Source organism: Methanoregula boonei 6A8 (assembly GCF_000017625.1).
In the GTDB taxonomy this organism is placed as follows: Archaea; Halobacteriota; Methanomicrobia; order Methanomicrobiales; family Methanospirillaceae; genus Methanoregula; species Methanoregula boonei.
Genome location: NC_009712.1, coordinates 1,699,261 through 1,722,055, shown reverse-complemented (window position 1 = coordinate 1,722,055; position 22,795 = coordinate 1,699,261). Strand labels below are relative to the sequence as shown.

Annotated in this window: 23 protein-coding genes; 16 read left to right on the top strand and 7 right to left on the bottom strand. The window is 53.5% G+C overall.

What is annotated here, in order from left to right; all coding sequences use genetic code 11:
• Nucleotides 1-149 precede the first annotated feature (149 nt).
• On the top strand, nt 150-665 hold the full coding sequence (locus MBOO_RS08580) for a class I SAM-dependent methyltransferase (RefSeq protein WP_157677648.1): 516 nt from the start codon (nt 150-152) through the stop codon (nt 663-665).
• Between the two features lie 52 nt (nt 666-717).
• Here MBOO_RS08580 and nikR read toward each other — a convergent pair whose 3' ends face one another.
• Nucleotides 718-1,140: a nickel-responsive transcriptional regulator NikR gene (nikR, locus tag MBOO_RS08575; protein ID WP_012107206.1), complete on the bottom strand. Its 423-nt coding sequence runs from the start codon at nt 1,138-1,140 to the stop codon at nt 718-720.
• A 253-nt stretch (nt 1,141-1,393) separates the two neighbouring features.
• Between nikR and MBOO_RS08570 the strand changes: the two genes are divergently transcribed.
• Complete coding sequence (locus tag MBOO_RS08570) at nt 1,394-1,843, top strand: hypothetical protein (protein WP_012107205.1); 450 nt, start codon at nt 1,394-1,396, stop codon at nt 1,841-1,843.
• Nucleotides 1,844-2,457: 614 nt separating this feature from the next.
• Here the strand turns inward: MBOO_RS08570 and MBOO_RS08560 are convergent.
• Nucleotides 2,458-2,667, bottom strand: a complete 210-nt coding sequence (locus tag MBOO_RS08560; protein ID WP_012107204.1) for a TOBE domain-containing protein — start codon at nt 2,665-2,667, stop codon at nt 2,458-2,460.
• A 387-nt stretch (nt 2,668-3,054) separates the two neighbouring features.
• Here MBOO_RS08560 and cbiQ point away from each other — a divergent pair, with 387 nt between their 5' ends.
• Together cbiQ and MBOO_RS08550 are read left to right on the top strand one after the other, a co-directional pair.
• Entirely contained in the window at nt 3,055-3,996 is a 942-nt protein-coding gene (cbiQ, locus tag MBOO_RS08555; RefSeq protein WP_012107203.1) for a cobalt ECF transporter T component CbiQ, read from the top strand.
• 21 nt (nt 3,997-4,017) lie between these two features.
• A complete protein-coding gene (locus MBOO_RS08550; RefSeq protein WP_012107202.1) occupies nt 4,018-4,854 on the top strand; it encodes an energy-coupling factor ABC transporter ATP-binding protein in 837 nt (278 codons plus the stop codon).
• Nucleotides 4,855-5,707: 853 nt separating this feature from the next.
• On the opposite strand, the gene MBOO_RS13960 is transcribed toward MBOO_RS08550, so the two are convergent.
• The 3 genes from MBOO_RS13960 to cbiM form a co-directional block, all read right to left on the bottom strand.
• Complete coding sequence (locus tag MBOO_RS13960; RefSeq protein WP_157677647.1) at nt 5,708-5,884, bottom strand: hypothetical protein; 177 nt, start codon at nt 5,882-5,884, stop codon at nt 5,708-5,710.
• Between the two features lie 146 nt (nt 5,885-6,030).
• The gene (locus MBOO_RS08545) at nt 6,031-6,378 is read right to left on the bottom strand and encodes a PDGLE domain-containing protein (protein WP_012107201.1); all 348 of its coding nucleotides are present in this window, start codon (nt 6,376-6,378) and stop codon (nt 6,031-6,033) included.
• A gap of 17 nt (nt 6,379-6,395) precedes the next feature.
• Entirely contained in the window at nt 6,396-7,124 is a 729-nt protein-coding gene (gene cbiM, locus MBOO_RS08540) for a cobalt transporter CbiM (RefSeq protein ID WP_012107200.1), read from the bottom strand.
• A gap of 313 nt (nt 7,125-7,437) precedes the next feature.
• Between cbiM and ercA the strand changes: the two genes are divergently transcribed.
• The 7 genes from ercA (at nt 7,438) to MBOO_RS08505 (ending at nt 16,461) form a co-directional block, all read left to right on the top strand.
• Nucleotides 7,438-8,595, top strand: coding sequence for an alcohol dehydrogenase-like regulatory protein ErcA (gene ercA, locus MBOO_RS08535; protein ID WP_232385594.1), 1,158 nt, complete (start codon nt 7,438-7,440; stop codon nt 8,593-8,595).
• Nucleotides 8,579-9,703 (top strand): PAS domain S-box protein, encoded by a 1,125-nt coding sequence (locus MBOO_RS08530; protein WP_012107198.1) that lies wholly within the window; start codon nt 8,579-8,581, stop codon nt 9,701-9,703. The genes ercA and MBOO_RS08530 overlap by 17 nt, the downstream gene beginning before the upstream one ends.
• Before the next feature lie 144 nt (nt 9,704-9,847).
• Nucleotides 9,848-11,974 (top strand): DNA topoisomerase subunit B, encoded by a 2,127-nt coding sequence (locus MBOO_RS08525; protein ID WP_012107197.1) that lies wholly within the window; start codon nt 9,848-9,850, stop codon nt 11,972-11,974.
• Nucleotides 11,964-14,453, top strand: a complete 2,490-nt coding sequence (gyrA, locus tag MBOO_RS08520; protein WP_012107196.1) for a DNA gyrase subunit A — start codon at nt 11,964-11,966, stop codon at nt 14,451-14,453. The genes MBOO_RS08525 and gyrA overlap by 11 nt, the downstream gene beginning before the upstream one ends.
• An 87-nt stretch (nt 14,454-14,540) precedes the next feature.
• Nucleotides 14,541-15,065 (top strand): hypothetical protein, encoded by a 525-nt coding sequence (locus tag MBOO_RS08515; RefSeq protein WP_048068408.1) that lies wholly within the window; start codon nt 14,541-14,543, stop codon nt 15,063-15,065.
• Between the two features lie 26 nt (nt 15,066-15,091).
• On the top strand, nt 15,092-15,508 hold the full coding sequence (locus MBOO_RS08510; protein WP_012107194.1) for a secondary thiamine-phosphate synthase enzyme YjbQ: 417 nt from the start codon (nt 15,092-15,094) through the stop codon (nt 15,506-15,508).
• 146 nt (nt 15,509-15,654) lie between these two features.
• Nucleotides 15,655-16,461, top strand: coding sequence for a 4Fe-4S binding protein (locus tag MBOO_RS08505; protein WP_012107193.1), 807 nt, complete (start codon nt 15,655-15,657; stop codon nt 16,459-16,461).
• Nucleotides 16,462-16,494: 33 nt separating this feature from the next.
• Here MBOO_RS08505 and MBOO_RS08500 read toward each other — a convergent pair whose 3' ends face one another.
• Nucleotides 16,495-17,418: a DUF475 domain-containing protein gene (locus tag MBOO_RS08500; RefSeq protein ID WP_012107192.1), complete on the bottom strand. Its 924-nt coding sequence runs from the start codon at nt 17,416-17,418 to the stop codon at nt 16,495-16,497.
• A gap of 134 nt (nt 17,419-17,552) precedes the next feature.
• Here MBOO_RS08500 and MBOO_RS08495 point away from each other — a divergent pair, with 134 nt between their 5' ends.
• The 5 genes from MBOO_RS08495 (at nt 17,553) to MBOO_RS08475 (ending at nt 21,655) form a co-directional block, all read left to right on the top strand.
• Entirely contained in the window at nt 17,553-18,035 is a 483-nt protein-coding gene (locus tag MBOO_RS08495) for a YkgJ family cysteine cluster protein (RefSeq protein ID WP_012107191.1), read from the top strand.
• Between the two features lie 355 nt (nt 18,036-18,390).
• Entirely contained in the window at nt 18,391-19,173 is a 783-nt protein-coding gene (locus MBOO_RS08490) for a RimK-like ATPgrasp N-terminal domain-containing protein (RefSeq protein WP_232385593.1), read from the top strand.
• Nucleotides 19,170-20,042, top strand: a complete 873-nt coding sequence (locus MBOO_RS08485; RefSeq protein WP_012107189.1) for an ATP-grasp domain-containing protein — start codon at nt 19,170-19,172, stop codon at nt 20,040-20,042. The genes MBOO_RS08490 and MBOO_RS08485 overlap by 4 nt, the downstream gene beginning before the upstream one ends.
• A gap of 6 nt (nt 20,043-20,048) precedes the next feature.
• A complete protein-coding gene (locus tag MBOO_RS08480) occupies nt 20,049-20,546 on the top strand; it encodes a YkgJ family cysteine cluster protein (protein ID WP_012107188.1) in 498 nt (165 codons plus the stop codon).
• Complete coding sequence (locus MBOO_RS08475; protein WP_012107187.1) at nt 20,543-21,655, top strand: glutamate-cysteine ligase family protein; 1,113 nt, start codon at nt 20,543-20,545, stop codon at nt 21,653-21,655. Before MBOO_RS08480 ends, MBOO_RS08475 begins: the two co-directional genes overlap by 4 nt.
• A gap of 157 nt (nt 21,656-21,812) precedes the next feature.
• Here the strand turns inward: MBOO_RS08475 and MBOO_RS14230 are convergent, their stop codons facing one another.
• Nucleotides 21,813-22,172 carry a hypothetical protein gene (locus MBOO_RS14230; protein ID WP_332306243.1) on the bottom strand — a complete coding sequence of 120 codons (360 nt, stop codon included), beginning with the start codon at nt 22,170-22,172 and terminating at the stop codon, nt 21,813-21,815.
• Nucleotides 22,173-22,795 lie beyond the last annotated feature (623 nt).

Genomic DNA, 22,795 nt, shown 5'->3' with positions numbered 1-22,795 from the left:
AATCGTATTTTTTCACTATGAATATACAGTATCTGTGAGGGGGGTTGAGAATGGACCGGCCGGTCTTTCCGGGATTCTCATCTGGTATTGAACACCATGGGGGATGTCAGTTTCGTGTATGTAGTGCACCGTACCGGCAAATCTTCGAAGTGCCTGAATACCATTTTCAAGACATCCGAGAGGAGGATCATGTCCTTGATATCGGGGCTAATGTGGGTGCGTTCTGCATCCGGGCCGCTTGTTTCTCGCAGCACGTGACCGCGGTCGAACCGGTAACTGCGGATCTTCTTTCCGATAATATTGAGCTCAACCATGCTGACATCACCGTGATTAAAGGGGCGCTTGGCACCGGCTCCCCGACTGAGATCACCTGGGATGACTGTAGTGTAGTCTCGCCGACATTCACGCTTGGGACGCTTGTTGACCGGGCAGGCGGATGTGATTTTCTTAAATGTGATGCAGAAGGGGCAGAGTGGCTGATCCGGCCTTGTGATCTGGATGGGATCCGGCGAATAGAAATGGAACTCCATGTTCCTCCCATTGGCCCCCCTCCGGATCCCCTGCTGCTCGAATACCTTGGTGAAAAGTACACGTTTTCCCTTGACCGGACTCCGGTTCACTCAGCACTTGGCGTAATGGGAATCCTGCACGCAGTCCGAAAATGAGCTGCCTCTTAAGAGAAACTGCACGAAAAAAGCGGGGAAGAATCCCGGAATCTTATTCTTCAATCTGAATAGTTGTCAGTTTCACGGACTCAACACCTTTCTGGGACATCAGTCGTTCGGCAAGCGCCTTGAGCTGTCCTCCATCGCCATGGACAAGAATTACTTCCAGGCACCGGTTATGGGTCACATGCGAATGAAGGGATGCCTTGATAATCTCGTGGAATTCGTGCTGGATATCCGTAATTGTGGTAAGAAGACCGCGCTGGTCATGATCGTAGACCATCGTGATCACTCCTTCACGCTCGCCTTTGACATCCGCCATCCACTTGTAATAAGTGATGTAGGTACGGATCGCGTCGCGAATACCCTCAGACCGGGAGGAGTATCCCCGGGCATTGATAATTTCGTCAAACCGGTCAAGCAGGTTCTTGGGAAGGGAGATCCCGATGCGGGAGAGATCGTTTTCGAGTGTCATACAATCAGGTAGGTGTATATCATAGCTGCTTCTTTTTTAACTTTTTTAAATAAAGAGCTCCGGGTAATACTTCGTAAGATTCGATAGTAAAATCGCCTGTTTCAACCCTGGTTTTCATTCATCCGCATCAACATTTGTTAATCTTCCTCATCTAAATTCAAAAATCGTATGCTATTTTTAGTTTACTTAAATGCAAAATAAATCACTTTAAAAAAACTTATAATCTTACAGGAACAATGGGAAAAAGATCACTATGGGTGTCGCAACCGATATCATGCAGACGTTTGCCACAAAAGAGATCCGGTCCTGTTTCCGGGAGAGCGATGGCTGGGAATGCCGGCAGGAGTCCTCTCCTGTTCCCGGCGCCATGACCTTTGTCCTGTCCCGTGAGATCCGGGGGAAAAAACAGATCATTCCCCTTGCGGTTTCGTACGAGCACGAACCCACCCTCTTCCCGCTTGAGCATCTGGTTGGTACGATGAAAGGAAAGAGACTGACCGGAAAGTGCCTGCTTGTCCCAAAGGGGGCAGATGTCACCGCGCTTCCGGGAGATATCCGGGTGCTTTTCATGGATTCATTTGGATTCGTGGATGAGAGACTGGTCTGGCTCACCAAGAAGAAGAATGCAAAACAGTACCTCGCTGCTGAAGTTCCTGCCGCTGCGGAACCTGCAACCCCGGCCAGCCAGCCGCACGCAGCATAAGATAGCGGTTCACTCAAAAACATTTTTTTATATTTGCGTCTTGTGTCGGATGATTAAAATTGCATTATCTCAGGTTTTTTTAGGGATACGGTTTTCCAGGAATCAGACCGGTTTTTGCATGTTGCGCAGATGCCGGGCATGTTTTCAACAAATCGAAAACGTTCTGTGCTGCAGAAGAGTGCACTCACTGACTGGTACGAGCGGGATGTTTTACGTAACAGGATCAGATTAACGGCAAAAATGACAGTTCCCAAACGCAGATGGCTGGCACCGGCCGCAATGGAGGATGGTGCTCATGAGATGATCATGATAATTGTGTGCGGTGACTCCGGTGCCGGGGACTTTTTTTACCAGTCTGCCGTTTCGAGCGAGGCTCTGATATTCCCTGTATTGTTCCTGTGTCTGTGTGCATGTGTCCTTGGGTTTTTGTGCTTCCTCCAAGGGACACTATCTCTATTGATCCTCAGGTGTTATAATATTTTTCTTTTAACTTTACAGTTATATTAATTAAAATACCTAAACTCACCCGGAGATGGAGGATTTACCTGTCACTTTTTCCCGGAATGACCCGGAAATGACCGGGACCTCAAACACAGTTCTATAAAAGAGGAGAATTAGTCTACCGCGATCATGACTTCGCTGGATTTGATTACCGCATAAGCCTGCTTGCCCGGGGCAAGGCCGAGAGCTGCAACAGACTTCTTCGTGATGATGGAGGTGATCTCCTGTCCTCCGGGAAGCTCGATGACGACTTCGGAGTTAACGCTGCCAGCCGTGATCGCTTTTACTGTGCCTTTCAGGATGTTGCGTGCACTGATCTTCATAGCTTTCACCACAGGGAAGTGGTGGCGATCTCTATAAGTATCTTACGATGATTCCACATTTTTACAGGATTATTTCCGACACTGGTTAATTGGACTGTATTCATGACTTTTCCAGATGCCGGTTTGTTTTTGTCTCGTTTTATCGTCCGGGAAACCTGTGCTTACCAGGACAAGATAGTCGGGAAGTCGGGTTATTTTACCAGATTCCAAATTATTGCACTTTTTTCGCTACCGAAGAACAGATTGATCAGACTCAATCGCAAATACTAATGCTTTTTAACTACCAGGTATCACTATACGAAATAATCGTAACAACATTGTGTGTTCATCTGCCCGGACTTCCCTCCCGGGAATCATCCGTTGCACATGATCAGGATTGTCCGTTCCATGATACCCGAGTGGATGCAGAAGATCGAAGCAGGCCCCTGTTCCTGCTGCACGGTAAGTGTCGGCAAGAAAAAGGGTTTTGTCCAGAAGGCGATCTCTGACATCTTCACGTTCTTTGAAGAGTGCCTGGTAAATGACAACATCGCCCGGCGCAAGGGCCTGCTGCAGAGCCTTGATCCCCGGGTGAAACTGGTGTCGATGATTGCCCTTATCTTTGCCGTGGCTATGACCCATGACATACGGCTACTTGCAATCGTATACCTGCTGACACTCATCGGGGCATACCTGAGTAAAGTCGAAATAGGTTTTTTCCTTAAGCGTGTCTGGGTATTTATCCCGATCTTTGCCGGCATCATCATGATCCCGATTCTTTTCAATGTTTTTACCCCCGGTGATACGCTGGTAACCGTTGCAACCCTGGGCCAGAATGCACATGTTGGCCCGTTTGCGCTCCCGCCGGTTATCACCATTACGGTCCAGGGAGTAATGCTTGCACTGGCCTTCGTGCTGCGGGTGGCAACCTGTGTGTCTGCGGCGGTACTCCTGTTCCTCACGACTCCCCGGGATCTCATCTTCAAATCCCTTCGCTCGCTTAAAGTACCTAAAGTGTATGTGCTTACGATGGACATGTGCTACCGGTATATTTTCCTTTTTGCCGATACCATCAGGGGTTTTTACACGGCAAAGAAGAGCAGATCCATCAAACCGCTACCGTTGATCGAGGAACAGAAATGGGTGGGAAACCGTATCGGCTATACCCTTGTAAAATCCCTCAGCATGAGCGAGAAGGTACACCAGGCCATGATATCGCGGGGATTTACCGGGGATATCAAGATCATGCACCGGTATTCGATCCATAATCGTGATTACGTAGCGTGCGTGAGTATGTTTGCGCTCAGCATCTTCCTGATACTGGTGTCCCAGAACCTGGTACGAATTTAACGAATAGACACGAGGCATACCATGGAGACGATATTCGACCTGCGCGATGTATCCTACACCTACCTGAGAAGGTTCGAAGCGCTCAGGAATGTGACTCTGTCTTTTAAGGCCGGGGAGCAGACCGCCATCCTTGGAGCCAACGGAAGCGGTAAATCTACGCTCCTTTCGATCCTGAATGCGCTGACATACCCGACTTCAGGTGAATTTTCTGCGTTTGGAACCCCGGTAAAAGAAGAGGTATTTGACACTCTCGAAGATAATGAATATGCCCGGTTCTTCCGGAAAAAGGTGGGTTTTTTATTCCAGAACCCGGATATCCAGCTCTTCTCATCAACGGTCTTTGATGAAATTGCCTTTGGGCCGCTCCAGCTTGACCTCCCTCCGGATGAAGTACAAAAAAGAACAGACGAGGTTATCGCGATGCTTGGGATCGAGAACCTCCGGGACCGGGCGCCCCATATGCTAAGCGGCGGTGAAAAAAAGAAGGTTTGTATCGCATCGATCCTGTCTACAAATCCCGATGTCCTGCTCCTTGATGAGCCCTCCGGTGGTCTTGACCCGCGCAGCCAGGCCTGGCTGATTGAGATCATCCAGGATCTTGCAAAGGCCGGGAAAACGATTATTACGGCAACGCATGACCTTGACATTGTCGAACAGATCAGCACCCGTGCCATTGTGGTCGGGGAAGACCATACGATACATGTTGATTGTGACTGTGCAAGTGTGATGGACAATCTTGAGCTGCTGATGTCGGCAAATCTCATCCACCGGCACATGCACCGGCACGGCAAACTTCTTCACGAGCACCTGCATGCCCACTCAAAAGAGCACGACCATGTGCATAGTGATGCTTCCTGATCTTCATAACGGTCTTTGTCCGATTGACTTTAAGAGAACCGTTGTGCCGTAAAAAGTCCGGAGAACCCGGAAAAATCTGTTTGTTTTTGAGATTTTCGATTCTTTCTTTTTTTAAGATGCCCGGCTTGGCGGAGACCGGATACGAAAATGTAACACGAGATTTTTTTTTATGAAACCCGGATAGGAAAAAGAGATCCCGCGCTCAAAGAAAAATTGCGCATGAAATAGTCCTTTGTATTCCGCGTCTGTGTGTATAGGTGATGGCCCTCTCAATGGGGGGTCGGCTGATCTCCTCTCCCGTCCTGTCTGCAGGATGATCATGCATAGGTAATCCGGCCCCATTCTGGCCTCCGATCACTCATTTTCAGAAAAAAATAACCCCGTATCGGGCTCCGTTTAAATCCAAGCCCAAATATGCCTTATTTGGGCAATCGGACAATTTTAATGGTTCTCATAAAGGCCCTTTCCTGCCCCGATCTCACCTCAAACGGGCATTTGTTCATTCCCGGAAAAAAAGGCTGAAAAAAGGCCATTAAAGGCCGATTATGAGCATTTTATGGGGCTTAATTTGGGCTTATTTTGGCGAATAAATCGACAAATGGGCACAGAATTCCGGGCAGGGGAATCGGACGGTTTTACGGGCTTTTTTTGGCTTCTGCAAGGGAGGTCACTATGTCCGGTTTGCACACAACAGATGTGAACCTCTCTCTTTGGGTTTACCCACGTTTCCCCGGATCTGCCGGCAGTGCGAAGGTCATTACTCAAAAATATTTTTTCGGAGATCAATAATGCCGGAGATATGCTGCTCTGTGGCAATCGATGCAAAAAAGGATCTCCAGCTAAAGGCAGCGCATCAAACCCACCATCCATAGATCTGACCAAGTTTGTACAGGATAGTGACAGACAGGCAGAATCCGATAATGGCAATGTACACCCAGTTTTGGTTCTTGTGCATCCACGCGGCAATAGATTGGATCCGGGCCTGAATCTTTTGGACAGGTGAATCTGCTGGCGGCTTTTTCTTTGACATGGCAACCTTACCTTTGGCGGTGATTTTGGATATTTGATCTGATCACTTCTGCTGCAGGAAGACTCCCTTCTCATTGGTAAAGCCGCATTCAGTTCCCGGTTTTACTCAGGTATGCCAGCTATAAAAAAAGGTAATTTTTACGAGATTCAGTCATTCCTCTTGATGATGACTTTTCCCACCCCATATGCAATCAGGCCGGCACCGATAACACCAACGATCGCTGAGACATAATATCCCGGTGTCTGGGTTGGAATGGTTTCGTGGTCCCCGGGTAAATCATAGCCGTCCAATGGAGCGCTCCAGAGACCGGTCATCTGCTGAAGCCCGGCCGGCACATATCCTACCGCCTGCTGGAGTTCGTCGGGACCCCATTCCCCAAAGGCAGTCCCGCTTGCGATAAGTCCGATGGGCACAAGGAGCATGAGGACGATCAGGCAGATTATCAGTGTCCTGAACGTTTTGTCCATTTTGTTGAATGAATCCATAATACTCATACCATTCACCACCATTATTACGCCGGTGTTGCCACCGGTCGGGCCTCCGGTTTCGAATTCTTTTCAATTTCTTTATAATTGAAGATGACATCCGGACTGTTTCTTGCAATGTATGCAAATGCCAGGCCGGTTACAATCAATTCTACCCAGCAGAAGAAACCGAAATGATCGATCAGCATCGCAGGTACGGTAACGTTGAGCCCGTACGGCATGTAGAGGGGGGTACCCGATGCCGTATGTTCGAGAATTGGCTGAAGGCCCATCTCGAACCCTGCAACACCTGCAGCGATACCCAGTCCGAAGTACCCGCCAAGCGCCGCGGCAATGATCCTCCGGGTTGAGGCAATAGCGGACTTCCCGGCAATCAGTTTGTAGAGGAAGTACCCCACGAACGGGATGACCGTGCCCATGTTGAAACAGTTTGCCCCAAATGCCGTAATCCCTCCATCCCCGAAAACAAGACACTGGATGAGGAGCGCGACGGATGTTGTTACGACTGCTGCCCAGGGGCCAAGGATGATCGCCACGAGAGCGCTGCCGACCGCGTGCCCCGAACTGCCACCGGGAACCGGTACATTGAACATCATGATAACAAAAGAGAATGCAGCTGCCAGCGCAAGGTACGGCACCTGCCGGGACCGGAGATTTTTCTGAACCCAGTATCCGGCGTATAGCCAGATTGGGATCATAATCAGGTACATGGTGATAAAGGTCGTTGGACCCAGGTATCCATCAGGTATATGCATTTTTTCACCGGAATAGAATAATCGCTTTAGGTTATAAAAAACTGCCGATTTCGTAGCACTGACTACTACAAAATAAAAAAAAAGTGCTATCTCTCATGTTGCTCTCTCCGGTTTTTGCCCGTTTACCTGAATGCCCTGTCTTCACCTGGTTCTACCGTCAATCAGGTAAATACCGGTATCTGTGGCACGATCTCTGGATGAATATTTTATACCGGGGCTGCTATCATGTTGTTGTAGTCCGGAAAAAGTACTCTTGTGGTAAGGGGAGGCCTGCCACTGGAGCAATCTGCCCGGCCCTCTTGTGTGCATGTCTATGACCCGCCTTGAATTACGGAAATTTGTTGCTCCCGAACTGCTTTTTGGGAGTGGCGCACGGCATCTTGCCGGCAGGTATATCCGGAACTTTGGTGCAAAAAGCGTGCTGCTGGTCACGGATCCCGGCGTCCGGAAAACCGGGGTAGTCGATGAGGTCGGTGCCGATCTCCAGCGGGAAGGGATAGGATACGAGATCTACTCGGATATCAAGCCAAACCCGACGGTCGAAAATGTGATGGGGGGCGCTGAGTTTTTTTCGCAAGGAAGGTGCTCTGCACTTATTGCGGTAGGAGGAGGATCGGTTATCGATTGTGCAAAGGGGATTGGCATTGTCTCTTCAGAAAACCGGCCGATCACCGAGTTCGAAGGCGTTGATCTGATTACCGTGCCTCCTCCCCCGCTGATCTGTATTCCTACAACCGCAGGTTCAAGTGCGGATGTCTCGCAGTTTGCCATTATTTCTGATTCTGTACGCAGGGTCAAGATCGCCATTATCTCCAAGGCACTTGTTCCCGATGCCGCCCTTATCGATCCTGAACCCCTGCTCACCCTTCCCCCGGATCTTACGGCATACACCGGCCTTGATGTTCTTGTCCATGCCATCGAAGCCTATGTCTCTAACGCGAGCTCGCCGCTGACCGATCTTTACGCGCTTGAGGCGATCCGGAGGATCTGCCGGAGTCTTGAAAATGCCGTAGCCTCCCCCTGCGATCTCTCTCTCCGCGAAGAGACCATGCTTGCGAGTATGTATGCCGGCCTTGCCTTCTCCAACGCAAGCCTCGGGGCGGTGCACGCGATGGCGCACAGCCTGGGCGGGTACCTTGACCTGCCCCATGGAAAATGTAATGCACTGCTGCTCGACACGGTCATTGCCTATAACTACTCATCGGCGCGGGAACGGTACCTGGATATCGGTGAGGCTATGGGAATTGCGGTTCGTTCCCAGCCGGAAGAAAAGCGCCTCCCGGCGATCACCGGGGAGATCCGCCGGTTGCGCGCAGCACTGGGGATCACGGAGACGCTGGCCGACCTCGGCGTAACAAAATCCACGATCCTGCTGCTTGCCGACAATGCAATAAAAGATGCGTGTATGGCCACCAATCCCCGGGACCCTGCCCTTGAAGAGATCCGGGTGCTCTATGAATCCGCACTCTGATCCCGGGCGGGATCGTACCGCCCTGCGGGAGCGGATCATCGGGATGGGGGAGACCTCGCTTCACAAAAGTTACTATCCCCTCCTCCAGCAGCGGCTTGCAGACCTTGAACGGTTCCGGGCCCTAATCGATGAAACCAATGAGATGATCCTTGTAGTACAGACCCCCGGGAACCGGTGCGTGGATGCCAATCATGCCTGTACTGTCCAGCTGGGCTACACCATTGCACAGCTGCAGGACATGGATATCTTTTCCCTTGTTGCTTTGACAAAACGAGAGCAGTTCCGGAAGGTGTTTGCCCAGGCAGCTGCCACCCGTGCCCAGGAAAAGATCGAGACCGATCTTTTTACCTCACAGGATAAGGTGATCCCGGCGGAGATCCTGATACGTTTTGTGACGTTTGACCGGCAGATATACGGGGTCATTGTAGCCCGCGACATCAGCGAGCGGATCCGGTACGAGCGGGAGCTTGTAGCTACCCAGAAAAAACTTAACCTCATAAACTCCCTGGCCCGTACCGATGTCAAGAGCCAGATCTTTATTGTCCGGGCATATCTTGATGTGCTCCGGCAGATCGCAAAACATCCTGAGGAGACTGCAATCCTGGACAAGCTCCGGGATACAACCGGGGAGATCCAGAACCATATCGAACTTGCAGAGAATTACCAGAAACTGGGGCTGCATGCACCGCGATGGCAGAACTTTAACGAAGTGCTGCTCTATGCCATCTCCCATATTCCCCCGATCCTCCTTACTCGTACAACGGGAATGGACCGGCTGGAAATCCTTGCGGATCCTCTTCTTGAAAAGGGGCTTACCCACCTGATGGAATATCTCTACGCCTCCGGCGGGATTGCAGAACCGGTGAGGATCTCTTTTCAGGAAAACGAAGGAGGTCTTGTCATTTCCCTGGAGAAAACGGGAACCGGTATCCCGGCGGTCCAGAAGGAATCCCTGTTTGTCTGGGCTCCTGCAAAAACCACCGGCCCAAACCTTTTCTTTATCCGGGAAATTCTTGATATAACCGGGATAGGGATCAAAGAGACCGGCGATCCGGCAATGCTCTGTTTTGAGATCCGTGTACCCAAAGGGGGGTACCGGTTTTCCTAAAAACCTTTTTATAGAAAAAACTGGTGGCTATACAGGTTCCCACGCCTGATTTTATGACAAGCAGGATTTTAATGCCGGAGAACCAATAATTATTGTGATAATCTTAAGGAATTTTTTTAATGAATTTTCCACGGGAGGTTTTTCTTGACTGATACTTACGATGCATCCCACATCACGGTACTGGAAGGTCTGCAGCCGGTTCGGGAGCGCCCTGCCATGTATATCGGGAGCACTGATACCCGGGGGCTCCATCACCTTGTGTATGAAGTCGTGGACAACTCTATCGACGAGGCACTGGCCGGCTTCTGCAACCGCATCTGCGTTGTCATCAATAAAGACGGGTCGCTCATGGTCGAGGACAATGGCCGGGGGATACCCGTTGACACGATGGAGAAGAACCACAAGAGTGCCCTCGAAGTCGTTCTGACCGTACTCCATGCAGGCGGAAAATTCGACAAGGAGACCTATCAGGTCTCAGGTGGTCTCCACGGTGTTGGTGTCTCCGTGGTGAATGCCCTCTCGAACTGGCTCTCCGCCCGGGTGTACCGGGACGGCAATATCTACGAGATGCGGTTTTCGCAGGGAAAAACCACGTTGCCCCTCACGACCCGGGAAGAGACCCTTGCCGAACTTCTTGCACGGTACCAGCAGTGGTATGGCGAACCGGCACCGTTTGCCAGAGCCTCCCCGGCGCTTGCGGTCTCTTCGGGCGCTATCCCGGGTCAGGTTCCTGTCACACCTCCCGGCACGGTCACCGGCCAGCTCGATCTCACGACGGCCGCCCACTATCCCACGGGCAACGAACAGGAAGACCGGGCATCGCTCCTCGCAACCCTCGGCAACAAGCTGACCGGCACCCGGATCCACTTCGTCCCTGATGCTTCGATCTTCGAGACCACCACTTTCGACTATGACGTCCTCGCCCACCGGCTCCGGGAACTTGCGTTCCTTAACGCCGGGCTCACCATTATTATCACTGATGAGCGGACCGGGGACTCGGCGACGTACTGTTATGCGGGCGGGCTTTCCGAGTTCGTGAAATACCTAAATGAAGGCAACGAAGTCCTTCACCCGAATCCCATCTACATCACCAAAAAAGACGCTGAAAACAAGCTCGACCTCGAAGTCGCGATGCAGTACACGACAGGGTACGACGAGAAACTCTATACCTATGTCAACTCGGTCAACACCCGTGAGGGTGGCACCCATCTCGAAGGATTCCGGAGCGCTATCACCCGGGGTATCAACGTTGTTGCAAAGAGAAACGGCATCATCAAGGAGAATGCCCAGGTTACGCTCAGGGGCGAAGATGTCCGCGAAGGCCTGACCTCGGTCGTCTCGGTCAAGATGGCCAACCCCCAGTTCGAGGGCCAGACCAAGATGCGCCTCGGGAACAGCAGCGTGAAAGGTATTGTCGATTCACTCGTTTATGCTGCACTTACCGAGTACTTCGACGAAAATCCGGGCGTGCTCAAGATCATCGTCGAGAAGGCACTATCAGCAGCAAAGGCCCGTGAAGCAGCGAGGAATGCCCGTGATCTTGCACGGCGCAAGAGCTCGCTTGAATCTGCCGGCCTGCCCGGGAAGCTCTCGGACTGTTCCGAGCGCGACCCGGCAAAAAGCGAGATCTATATCGTGGAAGGCGACTCTGCAGGCGGCAGTGCCAAGCAGGGCCGCGACCGCAAGTTCCAGGCCATTCTTCCCCTCCGGGGTAAGATCCTCAACGTAGAAAAAGCAGGCGAACACCAGATCCTGAAAAATGCCGAGATCCAGACACTGATTAACGCTATCGGCACCGGGATTGGCGAGAAATTCGATCCCGAACGCGCCCGGTACCACCGCATCGTCATCATGACCGATGCCGATGTCGACGGGGCGCATATCCGGACTCTTCTCCTCACGTTTTTCTACCGGTACATGAGGAAACTTATCGAGCTCGGGTACGTGTACATCGCCCAGCCGCCTCTTTTCAGGATTGCGAAAGGAAAGGAGGAAAAATACGTGTACAAAGAGGCTGAGATGCAAAAAGTTTCAGCCGCCATGGGAGATAAGGGAGTCTCCATCCAGCGGTACAAGGGTCTTGGTGAGATGAATGCCCAGCAGCTCTGGGACACGACCATGGACCCCGAGAACCGGATTTTCCTCAAGGTCTCGATCGAGGACGCGTACGAGGCAGACGAGATGTTCAAGACCCTGATGGGGAAGGATGTGGAGATACGAAAGAATTTCATCATGCGCCATGCAAAGGAGGTGACGAACCTTGACATCTGAAGTCCCGCCTGCAGGCACCCCCGAGACCCATAAGACGGAACCGATCAGCATCGAGCAGGAGATGAAGACATCGTTCATCAACTACGCGATGTCAGTCATCATCCAGCGTGCCATTCCTGATGTCCGCGATGGCCTCAAACCGGTCCACCGCCGATCGCTTTACGCGATGTGGGACATGGGCAACACGAGCGACAAGCCCACGAAAAAGAGCGCGAGGGTGGTCGGTGACGTGATGGGTAAGTACCACCCGCACGGTGACGCATCCATCTACGACACCATCGTCAAGATGGCCCAGCCGTTTTCCTACCGGCACCCGCTCGTGCAGGGGCAGGGAAACTTCGGTTCAGTGGATGGGGATGCCGCAGCAGCGAGCAGGTACACCGAAGTGAGGCTCTTCCCGTACGCCGAGGCGCTCCTTGAGGATCTCGATAAGGAGACGGTGGAATTCGTTCCCAACTACGATGAGTCGTTGAAGGAGCCAACGGTACTCCCCTCGAAGATCCCCAACCTCCTCGTCAACGGGACGGATGGGATTGCGGTCGGGATGGCCACGAAGATGCCGCCGCACAACCTCCGCGAGGTCTGCGCAGCGGTCAACCGGTTCCTCGATGAACCCTCCGTCCCGGTCGAAGAACTCCTGAAGATCATGCCGGGCCCGGACTTCCCGACCGGCGGCATCCTGATGGGTGTCGACGGCGTGAAGAATATCTACGCCACCGGCCAGGGCCGGATCGTAGTCCGCGGCGTTGCTGAAATAGAGGAATCCGAGGGTGGAAACCGGGGCGACCGGATTATCGTCACCGAGCTCCCGTACCAGGTCAACAAGGCCCAGTGGATCACGGCCATCGCCGACATGGTCAAGGATAAGAAACTCGACGGGATCAGCGATATCCGCGATGAGTCCGACAAGGACGGGATCCGGGTTGTCTTCGAGCTCCGCAAGGGCACGATCTCGGCGGTCATCCTCAACAACCTGTACCGGTTCACCGCCCTTGAGTCTGGTTTCTCGGCGTATAACCTCGCGATTGTGGACGGTACCCCCAAGCTCCTCAACCTACCGGCCCTGCTCGGGAACTTTGTGCATCATCGCATCGAGGTTATCCGGCGCAGGTCGGAGTTTGATCTTAAAAAGTGCCAGGAGCGGGTCCATATCTTAAATGGTCTCCTCACGGCGCTTGCGAGCATCGATAAGATCATCGCGGCGATCCGCGGTTCTGATACCGTGGACAACGCACGCATTGCGCTCATCTCCGGATTTGGACTGGATGAACTCCAGGCAAACGCAATTCTCCAGATGCAGCTGCGCCGCCTCGCGGCGCTTGAACAGCAGAAGATAGTCGATGAAAAATCAACCCTCGAGGCGGAGATCCTCAAGCTCGAAACGATCCTCGCAAGCGAAGAAAACATCAAAGATGAAATCCGGCGCGAGACTTCCGAGATTGCACTCAAATTCGGCGATGCGAGGAGAACGGAGATTACCCTTGACGCAAGCGATCTTTCCACTGAGGACTTAATCGAAGACAAGACGGTTCTTGTCTCGATCACCACTGCCAACTACATCAAGCGCATGGACCTTGACACCTACCGCAAGCAGCGCAGGGGAGGCCATGGCATCACCGGGATGACCACAAAAGAGGACGATGTCGTGAGCTCTGTCTTTGCGGCGGGGATGAAGGATTACCTTCTCTGTTTCACGAACATCGGCCGGGTCTACTGGCTCAAGGTCTACCAGATCCCCGAAAGCTCCCGCATTGCAAAAGGCAAGCCGATCGTTAACCTCCTTAACTTGAAAGACGAGGTCGTTACAACGGTCATCCCGATCCGGGAGTTCCGGAAAGACCGCTACCTGTTGTTCGCAACGCAGCTCGGGCAGGTCATCAAGATCCCGCAGGATGAGTTCTCGTTCCCGCGTTCAACCGGGACCAACGCTATCCGTCTCAGGGAAAACGACAAGCTGGTCGATGTGATCACGACCGACAACACCAAAGAAGTCGTGCTTTCGACCCGGTTCGGGTACGGCCTCCGGTTCCACGAGGACACTGTGAGGATCGTGGGCCGCGGTGCTTCCGGTGTTATCGGCATGCGGCTGCGGGGCAACGATACTATTGTCGCACTGACGCTCGTGGAGAAAGATCACCTCCTGTCCATCACCGATGCCGGGTTTGGCAAGAGGACCGAGTTCGACGACTTCCGCGGTCACGGCAGGGCAACAATGGGTGTCAAGAACATGCAGGTCGAGCGGGATGTCGTGATACACTCGCGTGCGGTCGCGGATACCGATGAGATCTTTGTCATGACCGCATCGGGTGTCGTTATCCGGACATCGGTCAACTCTATCCGGATCACCGGCCGTGGCGCCAAAGGTGTCAAGATCATGCGTCTTGATGAGAAAGACAAGGTTATCGGCGTTGCCATAGTCACCCCGGAACCGGGTGTGGAGGCTGACCCTGAACCCCCCGCACCTGTATCTCCGGAATAATCTTTTTTTTTTTACTGGTCTCCTGCTCATTCCAATGAGAACCTTTTTGAGCTGGATCTTCCAAGGATGGTTTACGGATCTGATCCTTTGCCCCTCCCGTGCCGTGACCGCGCCCTGACTGAAGCATACGGGATTTTTCTGCTCATCCTTCTGATCGGTATTTCGGTTGTCCTTATCATTGCCGTTTCGGGGGTATTTGTCACCACCTTTCTCCAGAAGCCCCCGGTATTTGCCGTCCAGGCAAAAGTTTCAACACCGGTTCCCGACAAAAGTGTGATCATCCTGTACCATTTGCAGGGCGATCCGGTTGCTCTGGCCAACGCATCCGGTCCTGCATCATCACCCGGGGTCTTTGTTACCCTTGAGTCTCCCGATGGTGAAAAGATTCCCGTCGCACCTTCCCCGGTCATGACCGGAAAGCCATGGGCTGATGGGGGGACTGTGATCATTTATTACGATGGATCGCAGTTCTGGGACACGGATAATTTCAGTGCTGTGATATCAGGGAAAGGAACCGGGGAAATAACCGTCATTCCCCCAGGGATCTGGATCATCTATATCACCGACCAGCAGACCCAGGTTGTGGTTAACTCGCTTGCGGTTACTGCCTGAACGTTCTAAAAAAAATGGAGCCCCCCATGTTCCGTAAGATTATATCCGTTACCACCCGGCGTGAAGGAGAGATACTCAATATCACGCCGCAGGTAGCTGCTGTTGTTTGTGAGAGCGGGATACAGGACGGCCTTGTACATCTTTTCGTGCAGCACTCGACTGCGGCGCTGACCACGATCGAGTACGAGCCCGGCGTGCTAGCGGATCTCGACCGGGCACTCTGTGTTCTTGCGCCCGATACTGCAGACTATGCCCATAACACGAAGTGGGGGGATGGCAACGGGCGCTCGCATGTAAAAGCCGCGCTTGTGGGCCCGTCTCTTACGATCCCGGTTTCAGGCGGGGCTCCCTGCTGCGGGACATGGCAGCAGATTGTCCTTCTTGAGCTTGATGTAAACTCAGGCAGAAAACGAACCATTGTGTGTACGGTCACCGGCGAATAAATGCCGCTTGCCCTTTTTGTCCTGTCCCCCGGCATATATCCCTCTCGTGATAAAGGGATGTCCGGGATTTTTTGCCCGGATCTTGCCGGGCATATTCTTTGCCCGGGAACAAACTCTCTTTACCTTCCCCGTGCAACACGTGATCCATGAGCTCGCTCCTCCGGCGCCAGATCCTCAGGAAAACCGGTGGCATGGATATCCCGCTTGTCGGATTTGCCCCGGCAGAGCGCTGGAACAATCCCCTGTTCGAACCCTGGGTCCCGGAGGCATTCCGGCCGGCATCCCTTGTTCCCGGGACAAAAAGTGTGATCGTGATCGGATTCCCGGTCAGCCTCCCGATCGTGGACACTGCACCGTCCATCTGGTACCACGAGCTGTACCATGTGGTTAACGAGACTCTTGATGCCTGTGCGTACCGCCTTGCCACATTCCTGACTGAGAAAGGTTACCCCTCGGTCTGGGTCCCCCGCGACGGGTACGGGTCGATTACGGTCCTAAAGGAGAACCCGGCAGCTTTCTTTTCCCACCGGCATGCGGCTTTCTGCGCGGGTCTTGGCACATTCGGGGAGAACAACATGCTCCTTACCCCCCAGTACGGCCCCCGGGTCAGGTTTGCTTCCATTCTCACCTCAGCCGAAATCCCCGGTGACCCGGTTTTAGAGGAATCCCTCTGCATCCGTTGCGGGCGTTGTGTATCCGCCTGCCCCGTATCGGCTGTAAAAAGCGGCGGTTACCCGGCACACCTTACCGATAAGCATGCCTGTGCATGCCGGTCAGAAGAACTCCGGGACCGGTACCTGTCCCCGTGCGGGTGCTGCATCAAGGTCTGCCCTGTGGGAAACGACCGGCAGCAGTACAACCGCAACGACATGCGGATGTACGATGACCACAACCCCCTCTCCGAACCCTATCGCCGCGTCCGTGACCATGTCCGATCCTACGGGTCGCGGTGATTCCTCTCAAGAAAATGAAGAAGGATCCTTGGTTTACGTAGTACCGGCCGGCGGGGCTGCCCGGATGGAGCGGTACAGGAAATACCCGACAATGCCAAAAGTGGCGATCGGGGAGACATACTCAGGGATGCCGGCGCCAAAGCCATCCAGGATCATGATAATGCCCAAAATGAGGATGGAATACATGGCCCCGTTTTTCAGGTACCGGTAATTCCGGATTGTGTCCACGTTCCTTACGGTCAGTTCCCGGACAATCAGGGCACCAATCCCGTTACCTATGATGATGAGCGGGACTGCCATGGTAAACGCGAAGGCTCCCATGACCCCGTCGATGGAGAATGTGGCATCGATGATCTCCAGGTAAAAGATCTTGCTGATATCGGAGAGATCGCCCGAGACCATTTTTCTCTCATGCTCCTCTGCATTCTGCCGGAACCCGTGCACAATGAAAAATGCCGAGGAGCCCACAACCGCACCAAAGGCCATCATGGGATTTTTGCTTATGGCAAGCCAGACAAGGCCGGCAAGGAAGATTGAGACCACGGCAAAGAACCAGACACCCTTTGTAGCGATATAACGCTCGCCGCAGATCCCGTACTCCTTCTCCTCTAAAAAGATCCAGTGTAAAAAGAGGAAGATAAGGAATGTCCCGCCGCCCACAAGAAGGATCGGGGCGGCCTGGGCGATTGCGGCAACAACCGCGGGGTCGCTAGAAAAGGTTGCGGTGAGTGCGCCAACCGGCCCAAGCGAGGGTGCTGAGGCCCAGACAATCAGCCAGGGCAGCACGCCCCGGATCACAAAGACGGCAAAAAGGAGACCCCAGATCAGGAACCACCGTCGTGCCTTTTGCGACATGGTGGAGAGAACCTCGGCATTGATAATGGCATTGTCAATGCTTGTGATCGTCTCAAAAAGGCAGAGCCCGGCGATGGTTAAGAGAATCGAAAGAATCTCCATGCGATGGTACGTATATGTGCGGGACCGGTATTAATCTTGGCAATTTCCGGCAAGAGCAGTGTTTTTTTTAACCTTCCCCTGCACCAGTGCCATTAAAACGCGGGGCGTTCTATGTCCGGTAGAGGACCGGGACAATGGTTTTTGACTGCCAGCAGTGCGGGGAATGCTGCAGCCACCTTGGGCTGGTGCACAGCATAACCGAGGATCGCGGAAACTATACGTTTGTGGTCTTTAACCGTTACACAAACGAGTCCAACGTTGTTGTGGTGGACCCGGATAAGCAGGCCCTGTACGATGACCGGGCCATCTTTGACAAACTCCCCGAGGCATGCCCGTTCTTCCGGCACCAGCCCGGTTCCGAAAAGGCATTCTGTACCGTGCACCTGACCCGGCCCGATATCTGCCGGGACTATGGATGCTGGAGGATGCTGATCCTTTCCCGGACCGGAAGGAGGGCCGGGCGGATCATGTTCTCGCGCTACCTCTGCTCGGAGGATCCGTTTGTGACCCGTATCTTTACAGAATGCATCGATCCGGTGCACGAGCCGGACGATAACCGGTGGGACGATCTGGTGATCCGGGTCCTGACCGAACGGGGATATACGGTACGGAAATAACAGTGCGACCTGCGCGTCTTCTCTGGTCCCGGCCCGGGCTATGACCCGTAATCATAAATGCAGGGTGGAACACCCAAAGATACATTATACGGCCTCTGCTTATAGAAGAAAAGAGAATAAATCCGGTCACGTGTGCCGGATTAGTGTTGAACATGACCGTCTGTGTCAGCAACGATGACGATGAAAAAGAGGATAAACGGGTCTCGTTTTCTCCTTCTTTTTCTATAGAGCGCTGCAGGGTAACCGCGGCGCGTATGATTTGTAATCTGTCTTTTGCCCGGTCCTGCCATGCCGTACCGGAACTACCCGGCCCCCGGGGACGATCAGCGAGGGTAACAAACGAGCTGATCTGCAGATGAACGATAGGTGGGATGCTTCGGCAGAGGCCGGGGCTATGCCTGAATCCGGGGGCAGCATTCTTTCCAAAACCGCGGGCACAGCATCAGGCGCGCTTCCCCGCCCGGTGGTAAAAAAGCGGGCAGCGGCACATGTCCTGCACCGGAAGGATCACGCCATGGTGCGGGACTCCCTTGCGGTGATCCAGCGGGACAGTGCCTGTCATGTAATTGCCGAGGACTACTCATACAAATCCGAGGCTTACTACACCATTCTTGCCCGCGAGCAGGCAGGCGAGGCAACCCGCCCCTCCAGCCGCGATGTTCTTGATGCATTCGTGGTGCCGGTCTGCCTTGAGCGCGCAAAACGTGCCGGTATCCCGGTAGCAGAATGGGGGATCTCGCAGGCGTACGTTCCCCTGCCGGCCATCCTGTACGGCATCAACTACTTTGCCACGGCTACCGATTATGCGGTGGTACGGGACAGCGATCAGTCAAAGGATGTGATCAAGCACATCACCAACCGGGGCAAGTACCCCTTCTGCTACCAGAAGATCGACGATGATGCAGCGATCTGCACCTGCACGGCAGTCTTTGGGAAGACTACGGACAGGTGTGCGACAATCGCCGGCTATGCGGAGAAACTCTACGGGCTCTTCTCCATCCCGCTTGTGAACATGGTCTTTGTCCGGAACGGCGACACCTGCGCTCTCTCCTCGCTCGCCCCCACGCGGTACACGCGCCTCTCCCCGGGAGAGCGGGCATTCCTTGCGGCGTACCGCGATCACCAGGTGTTCCTATGAGCCGGCTTGGCATCTTTGTGGACCGGAAAACCCTCTCCAACGCCGAGCAGCTTACTGCCCTGATCCACTGCCGGGACGTGGCGGAAGCCCTGGGGCACAACGCGGAGTTCCTTTTTCCCGTAGATATCAACAAGATCCCGAAAATGGATGCCCTTTTTATCCGGGCCCGGACCGATCCCAAGAACATCACCTACGTGGCGGCCCGGATGGCGGAATTCCACGGGATTCCCGTAATAGATGATGCAAACTCCATCCAGATCTGCGGGGACAAAATCAACATGTACTCCCATCTCATCAGGATGAACGTCGCGCTCCCAAGAACGGTATTCCTGCCAAAAACCGATCTCACGGTCGAAAAGGTTACCGAGCTCTTCGATACACTGGGAACACCGCTCATCCTCAAGGAACCCTCGACCTCGTTCTCGCAGCGGGTGGAGAAGGTGAGCGATATCGCCGAGTTCTTCCGGGTTGCGCGGCGCTTCATCAAGATGTCGGACCGGATCGTGGTCCAGCAGTTCGTGGAGAGCAAATACGACTGGAGAGTGGGAGTCCTTGACGGGAAACTCCTGTATGCCTGCAAGTACACGATCCCCTCGGTGACCTTCAAGATCCAGGCCTCAGTCAACGGCCATATTGTGTACTGCGGGGTGGAAAGCATGCCCGAAGCAGCTGTCCCTCCCCACGTGGTGCAACTCGGGATTGAGGCGGGTAATGCCATAGGGAACGGCCTGTACGGCGTGGATATCAAGAACAACAACGGCGATGCCTGCGTGATCGAGGTAAATGACAACCCGTCGCTTGAGAGCGGCGAGGATGCCTGCTACCCGCAGATCTACGAGCAGATCATCGGCCACCTTTTTGCGGCGTGATCTATTATGACCGAAGACTGGCTGCTTCGTGCCGAAGCTATCTGTATGGCCTGCGGGGGACACTGTTGCGATGAGGCACATCCCCCGGTTTCGCAGGAACGGTACCGTGCCCTGATTGCTGCCGGCATCCCGGCAGCATCGTTTGAGCGGAAGGAAGGCTATTTCCGGCTCCGGACCCACAAGGACAATACCTGTATCCTCATGGTGGATCACAAATGCACCTGCCATGCGATCAAGCCCGAGACCTGCCGGGCCGGTCCTTTTACCTTCGATGTGGTAAACGACACCATCCGGATCTTTTTAAAACAGGCATCCATATGCCCGATTGTCCCGCTCCTTAAGGAACAACCTGCGGCGTACCACCAGCAGTACGAACGGGCGGCAGAGAATATTGTCCGGCTTGTTTCCGGCCTCCCCAAAGAAGAGATCGAGGCGATCAACCGGATCGAGGAACCCGAGACCGATCTCGTGGCGGTTATTCCACGGGAACACCCCCCGGTATGACTGTCGGAACAGAGCACGAGTACTCGATCAACGATGCGCACTTTACAGCGCTCCCGGTCTCCGACCAGATCATAAAGGCGATCTGCGGGCGGTTCGAGAGCGAGATCCGGTTTGGTGAAGTAAATCTGGGAAAAGAGCTCCAGAAGAGCGTGATCGAGTTTGTCCCGCGCACGCCGGCCTCCGGTCCTGCAGCGCTTGAGGCCCAGATCTTTTCCGGCATAGAAAAGTTTTACCGGGTTTTTCCTGCCCGGTACCACCTCCTTGGGCTGGGGATGCACCCAACACTTACCCTTGACCGGGCTATTGTGTGGGACCATGACGAGGGAGAGTACTACGAGGCCTATGACCGGCTCTTCAATATCCGCCAGCACGGGTGGCTCAATATCCAGGCGCTCCAGATCAATCTCTCCTATGCCGGGGAAAAGGACCTGCTCGTGCAGTACAACCGGATCCGAACCCTGCTCCCGTACCTTATCGCGCTTTCGGCCTCCTCTCCCATGGTCGAGGGAAGGCTGACCGGGGCCATGGACAACCGGCTCCTCTTTTACCGCGAGAACCAGAAAGAGATCCCGGGGATCTGCAGCGGGATCATCCCGGCCCGGCTTTCATCTGTTGCAGAGTACAAATCTGCGCAGGAAGTGATCTATACAGAGCTCCGGGAACGGGATGCGGCAATCCTCTGCGAGGAGTGGCTCAATTCAAGCGGCCTTATCATCCGGTTCTCCCGGCAGTGCCTGGAGATCAAGGCGCTTGACGAACAGGAGTGCGTCCGCTCGGACATGGCATTTGTGGCATTCGTCTCCTCCCTTCTCCGCTGTACAACCCTTCCGGTGGAGAGCGACCAGGACTCGCTCCTTGCGCTTACCGAAACAGCGATCCGGCAGGGTACGGCCGGCCTCTTGCCCGAACTGGAAGCGTTGTACTCTCATGCCTGGCGAAAGGCAACAGCCGAGGAACGGCAGTATCTCCCGGTTATCAAAGAGCGGATTGCCAAAGGCAGCCTTGCCGAGCAGATCGCAGAACGATACCGGAAGGAACAGGCGATCGAGCCTGTCCTTGCAGATCTTGCGCAGTGCCTGCGGGCAAACCGCCCGTACGGGGCAGAGTAATTTTTTTTTATTCGAGGACAGGCACGGATTTTTTCTTTTGGATTTTAGGAATGGATCCGGTGTTTCTTTCGGACGAACCTATTGTCCTCTGCCGGATGATGATACCCGGCGGTCCACCCCGGTAGTTGTGACCGTTCAAACCATCATTCTTTTATTTTTAGTTCCGGTATTTCCCGCAATGCTGTTTGTACTCCAGGTTTTTTGTACCTGGTGCTGTTTTGCGCGGGATGGGGATTTGCACTCTCCAGAAGTCGCGGTTGGGCCGGGAGGATGGCGCCGGCAGGTTAGCATTCCCGTTTTCCTGTACGGGAGCCATACGGTACTGGTAAATGATCTGGCGCATGTCATGGATGTTCATCTTTTCTATGAGGAGTTTTCTTTCCCTGAGCTGTTTTAAGGCGTAGCGTATGGTTCTTGGGGAGTAGTCACATTTGCCCACGAGATCCTTGTGGGTCATTGCACCACAGGTACCGAGAATATCGAGTATGGCTTTTGATGACCGGGGTAACGGGTTCATGATCATTACCTGTCGCGGAACCGGGTGAGATCGCAATACCGTACAGACTGGTAAGGAAATTCCCAGGCATTGTCATGACTCTCCTGCATGGATGCAACCGGGGAATTTGAATCAGGTTTTAAAGCATCCTGTACTGTATATGCAGCCACGCGACCGTCATCAATGGCATCGCCGGCCCTGCATTTCTGATTGTCAGGTAGTATGGTTTCAACTCCGCTCCCCGGTTAAATTTTTTCCTTTTTCCTGTTAAGAGCCTGACACCATATCGTTGGATGGAGGATAAATCTGTCCTGTTGTTGCAAAATATGTCTTAATTTTTGATTTTTAAGGTAATTACCGGTAAATCCTGTTTTCCCCGGTTTGCCGGCGGGCCAAGGGGTTGGTGTTACTCTCCCCCAAAAGCAGATTGTGTGTGACGAGCCCCCGTATTTCTCTCATTTCTGGCCCGGATTCACGTTATGGAAGTAACTTCAGGGAAGTACCGGGCTTCCTGGATGGCGATTTACTAAAAAAAAGAGGTTTCTAAAAAATATTTTTCACACGACATTATATTACCCGTTGTTATCCAGATACCTCCATCGTTCTTCCGGTCCTTGCAGGCATACAAAAATGCTCCACGGTGT

Coding starts and splice junctions, on each gene's coding strand:
- nikR (WP_012107206.1), bottom strand. CDS start 1,140: ATGACACTCGAAAACGATCTCTCCCGCATCGGGATCTCCCTTCCCAAG.
- MBOO_RS08570 (WP_012107205.1), top strand. CDS start 1,394: ATGGGTGTCGCAACCGATATCATGCAGACGTTTGCCACAAAAGAGATC.
- MBOO_RS08560 (WP_012107204.1), bottom strand. CDS start 2,667: ATGAAGATCAGTGCACGCAACATCCTGAAAGGCACAGTAAAAGCGATC.
- cbiQ (WP_012107203.1), top strand. CDS start 3,055: ATGATACCCGAGTGGATGCAGAAGATCGAAGCAGGCCCCTGTTCCTGC.
- MBOO_RS08550 (WP_012107202.1), top strand. CDS start 4,018: ATGGAGACGATATTCGACCTGCGCGATGTATCCTACACCTACCTGAGA.
- MBOO_RS13960 (WP_157677647.1), bottom strand. CDS start 5,884: ATGTCAAAGAAAAAGCCGCCAGCAGATTCACCTGTCCAAAAGATTCAG.
- MBOO_RS08545 (WP_012107201.1), bottom strand. CDS start 6,378: ATGAGTATTATGGATTCATTCAACAAAATGGACAAAACGTTCAGGACA.
- cbiM (WP_012107200.1), bottom strand. CDS start 7,124: ATGCATATACCTGATGGATACCTGGGTCCAACGACCTTTATCACCATG.
- ercA (WP_232385594.1), top strand. CDS start 7,438: ATGACCCGCCTTGAATTACGGAAATTTGTTGCTCCCGAACTGCTTTTT.
- MBOO_RS08530 (WP_012107198.1), top strand. CDS start 8,579: ATGAATCCGCACTCTGATCCCGGGCGGGATCGTACCGCCCTGCGGGAG.
- MBOO_RS08510 (WP_012107194.1), top strand. CDS start 15,092: ATGTTCCGTAAGATTATATCCGTTACCACCCGGCGTGAAGGAGAGATA.
- MBOO_RS08505 (WP_012107193.1), top strand. CDS start 15,655: ATGAGCTCGCTCCTCCGGCGCCAGATCCTCAGGAAAACCGGTGGCATG.
- MBOO_RS08500 (WP_012107192.1), bottom strand. CDS start 17,418: ATGGAGATTCTTTCGATTCTCTTAACCATCGCCGGGCTCTGCCTTTTT.
- MBOO_RS08495 (WP_012107191.1), top strand. CDS start 17,553: ATGGTTTTTGACTGCCAGCAGTGCGGGGAATGCTGCAGCCACCTTGGG.
- MBOO_RS08490 (WP_232385593.1), top strand. CDS start 18,391: ATGAACGATAGGTGGGATGCTTCGGCAGAGGCCGGGGCTATGCCTGAA.
- MBOO_RS08485 (WP_012107189.1), top strand. CDS start 19,170: ATGAGCCGGCTTGGCATCTTTGTGGACCGGAAAACCCTCTCCAACGCC.
- MBOO_RS08480 (WP_012107188.1), top strand. CDS start 20,049: ATGACCGAAGACTGGCTGCTTCGTGCCGAAGCTATCTGTATGGCCTGC.
- MBOO_RS08475 (WP_012107187.1), top strand. CDS start 20,543: ATGACTGTCGGAACAGAGCACGAGTACTCGATCAACGATGCGCACTTT.
- MBOO_RS14230 (WP_332306243.1), bottom strand. CDS start 22,172: ATGAACCCGTTACCCCGGTCATCAAAAGCCATACTCGATATTCTCGGT.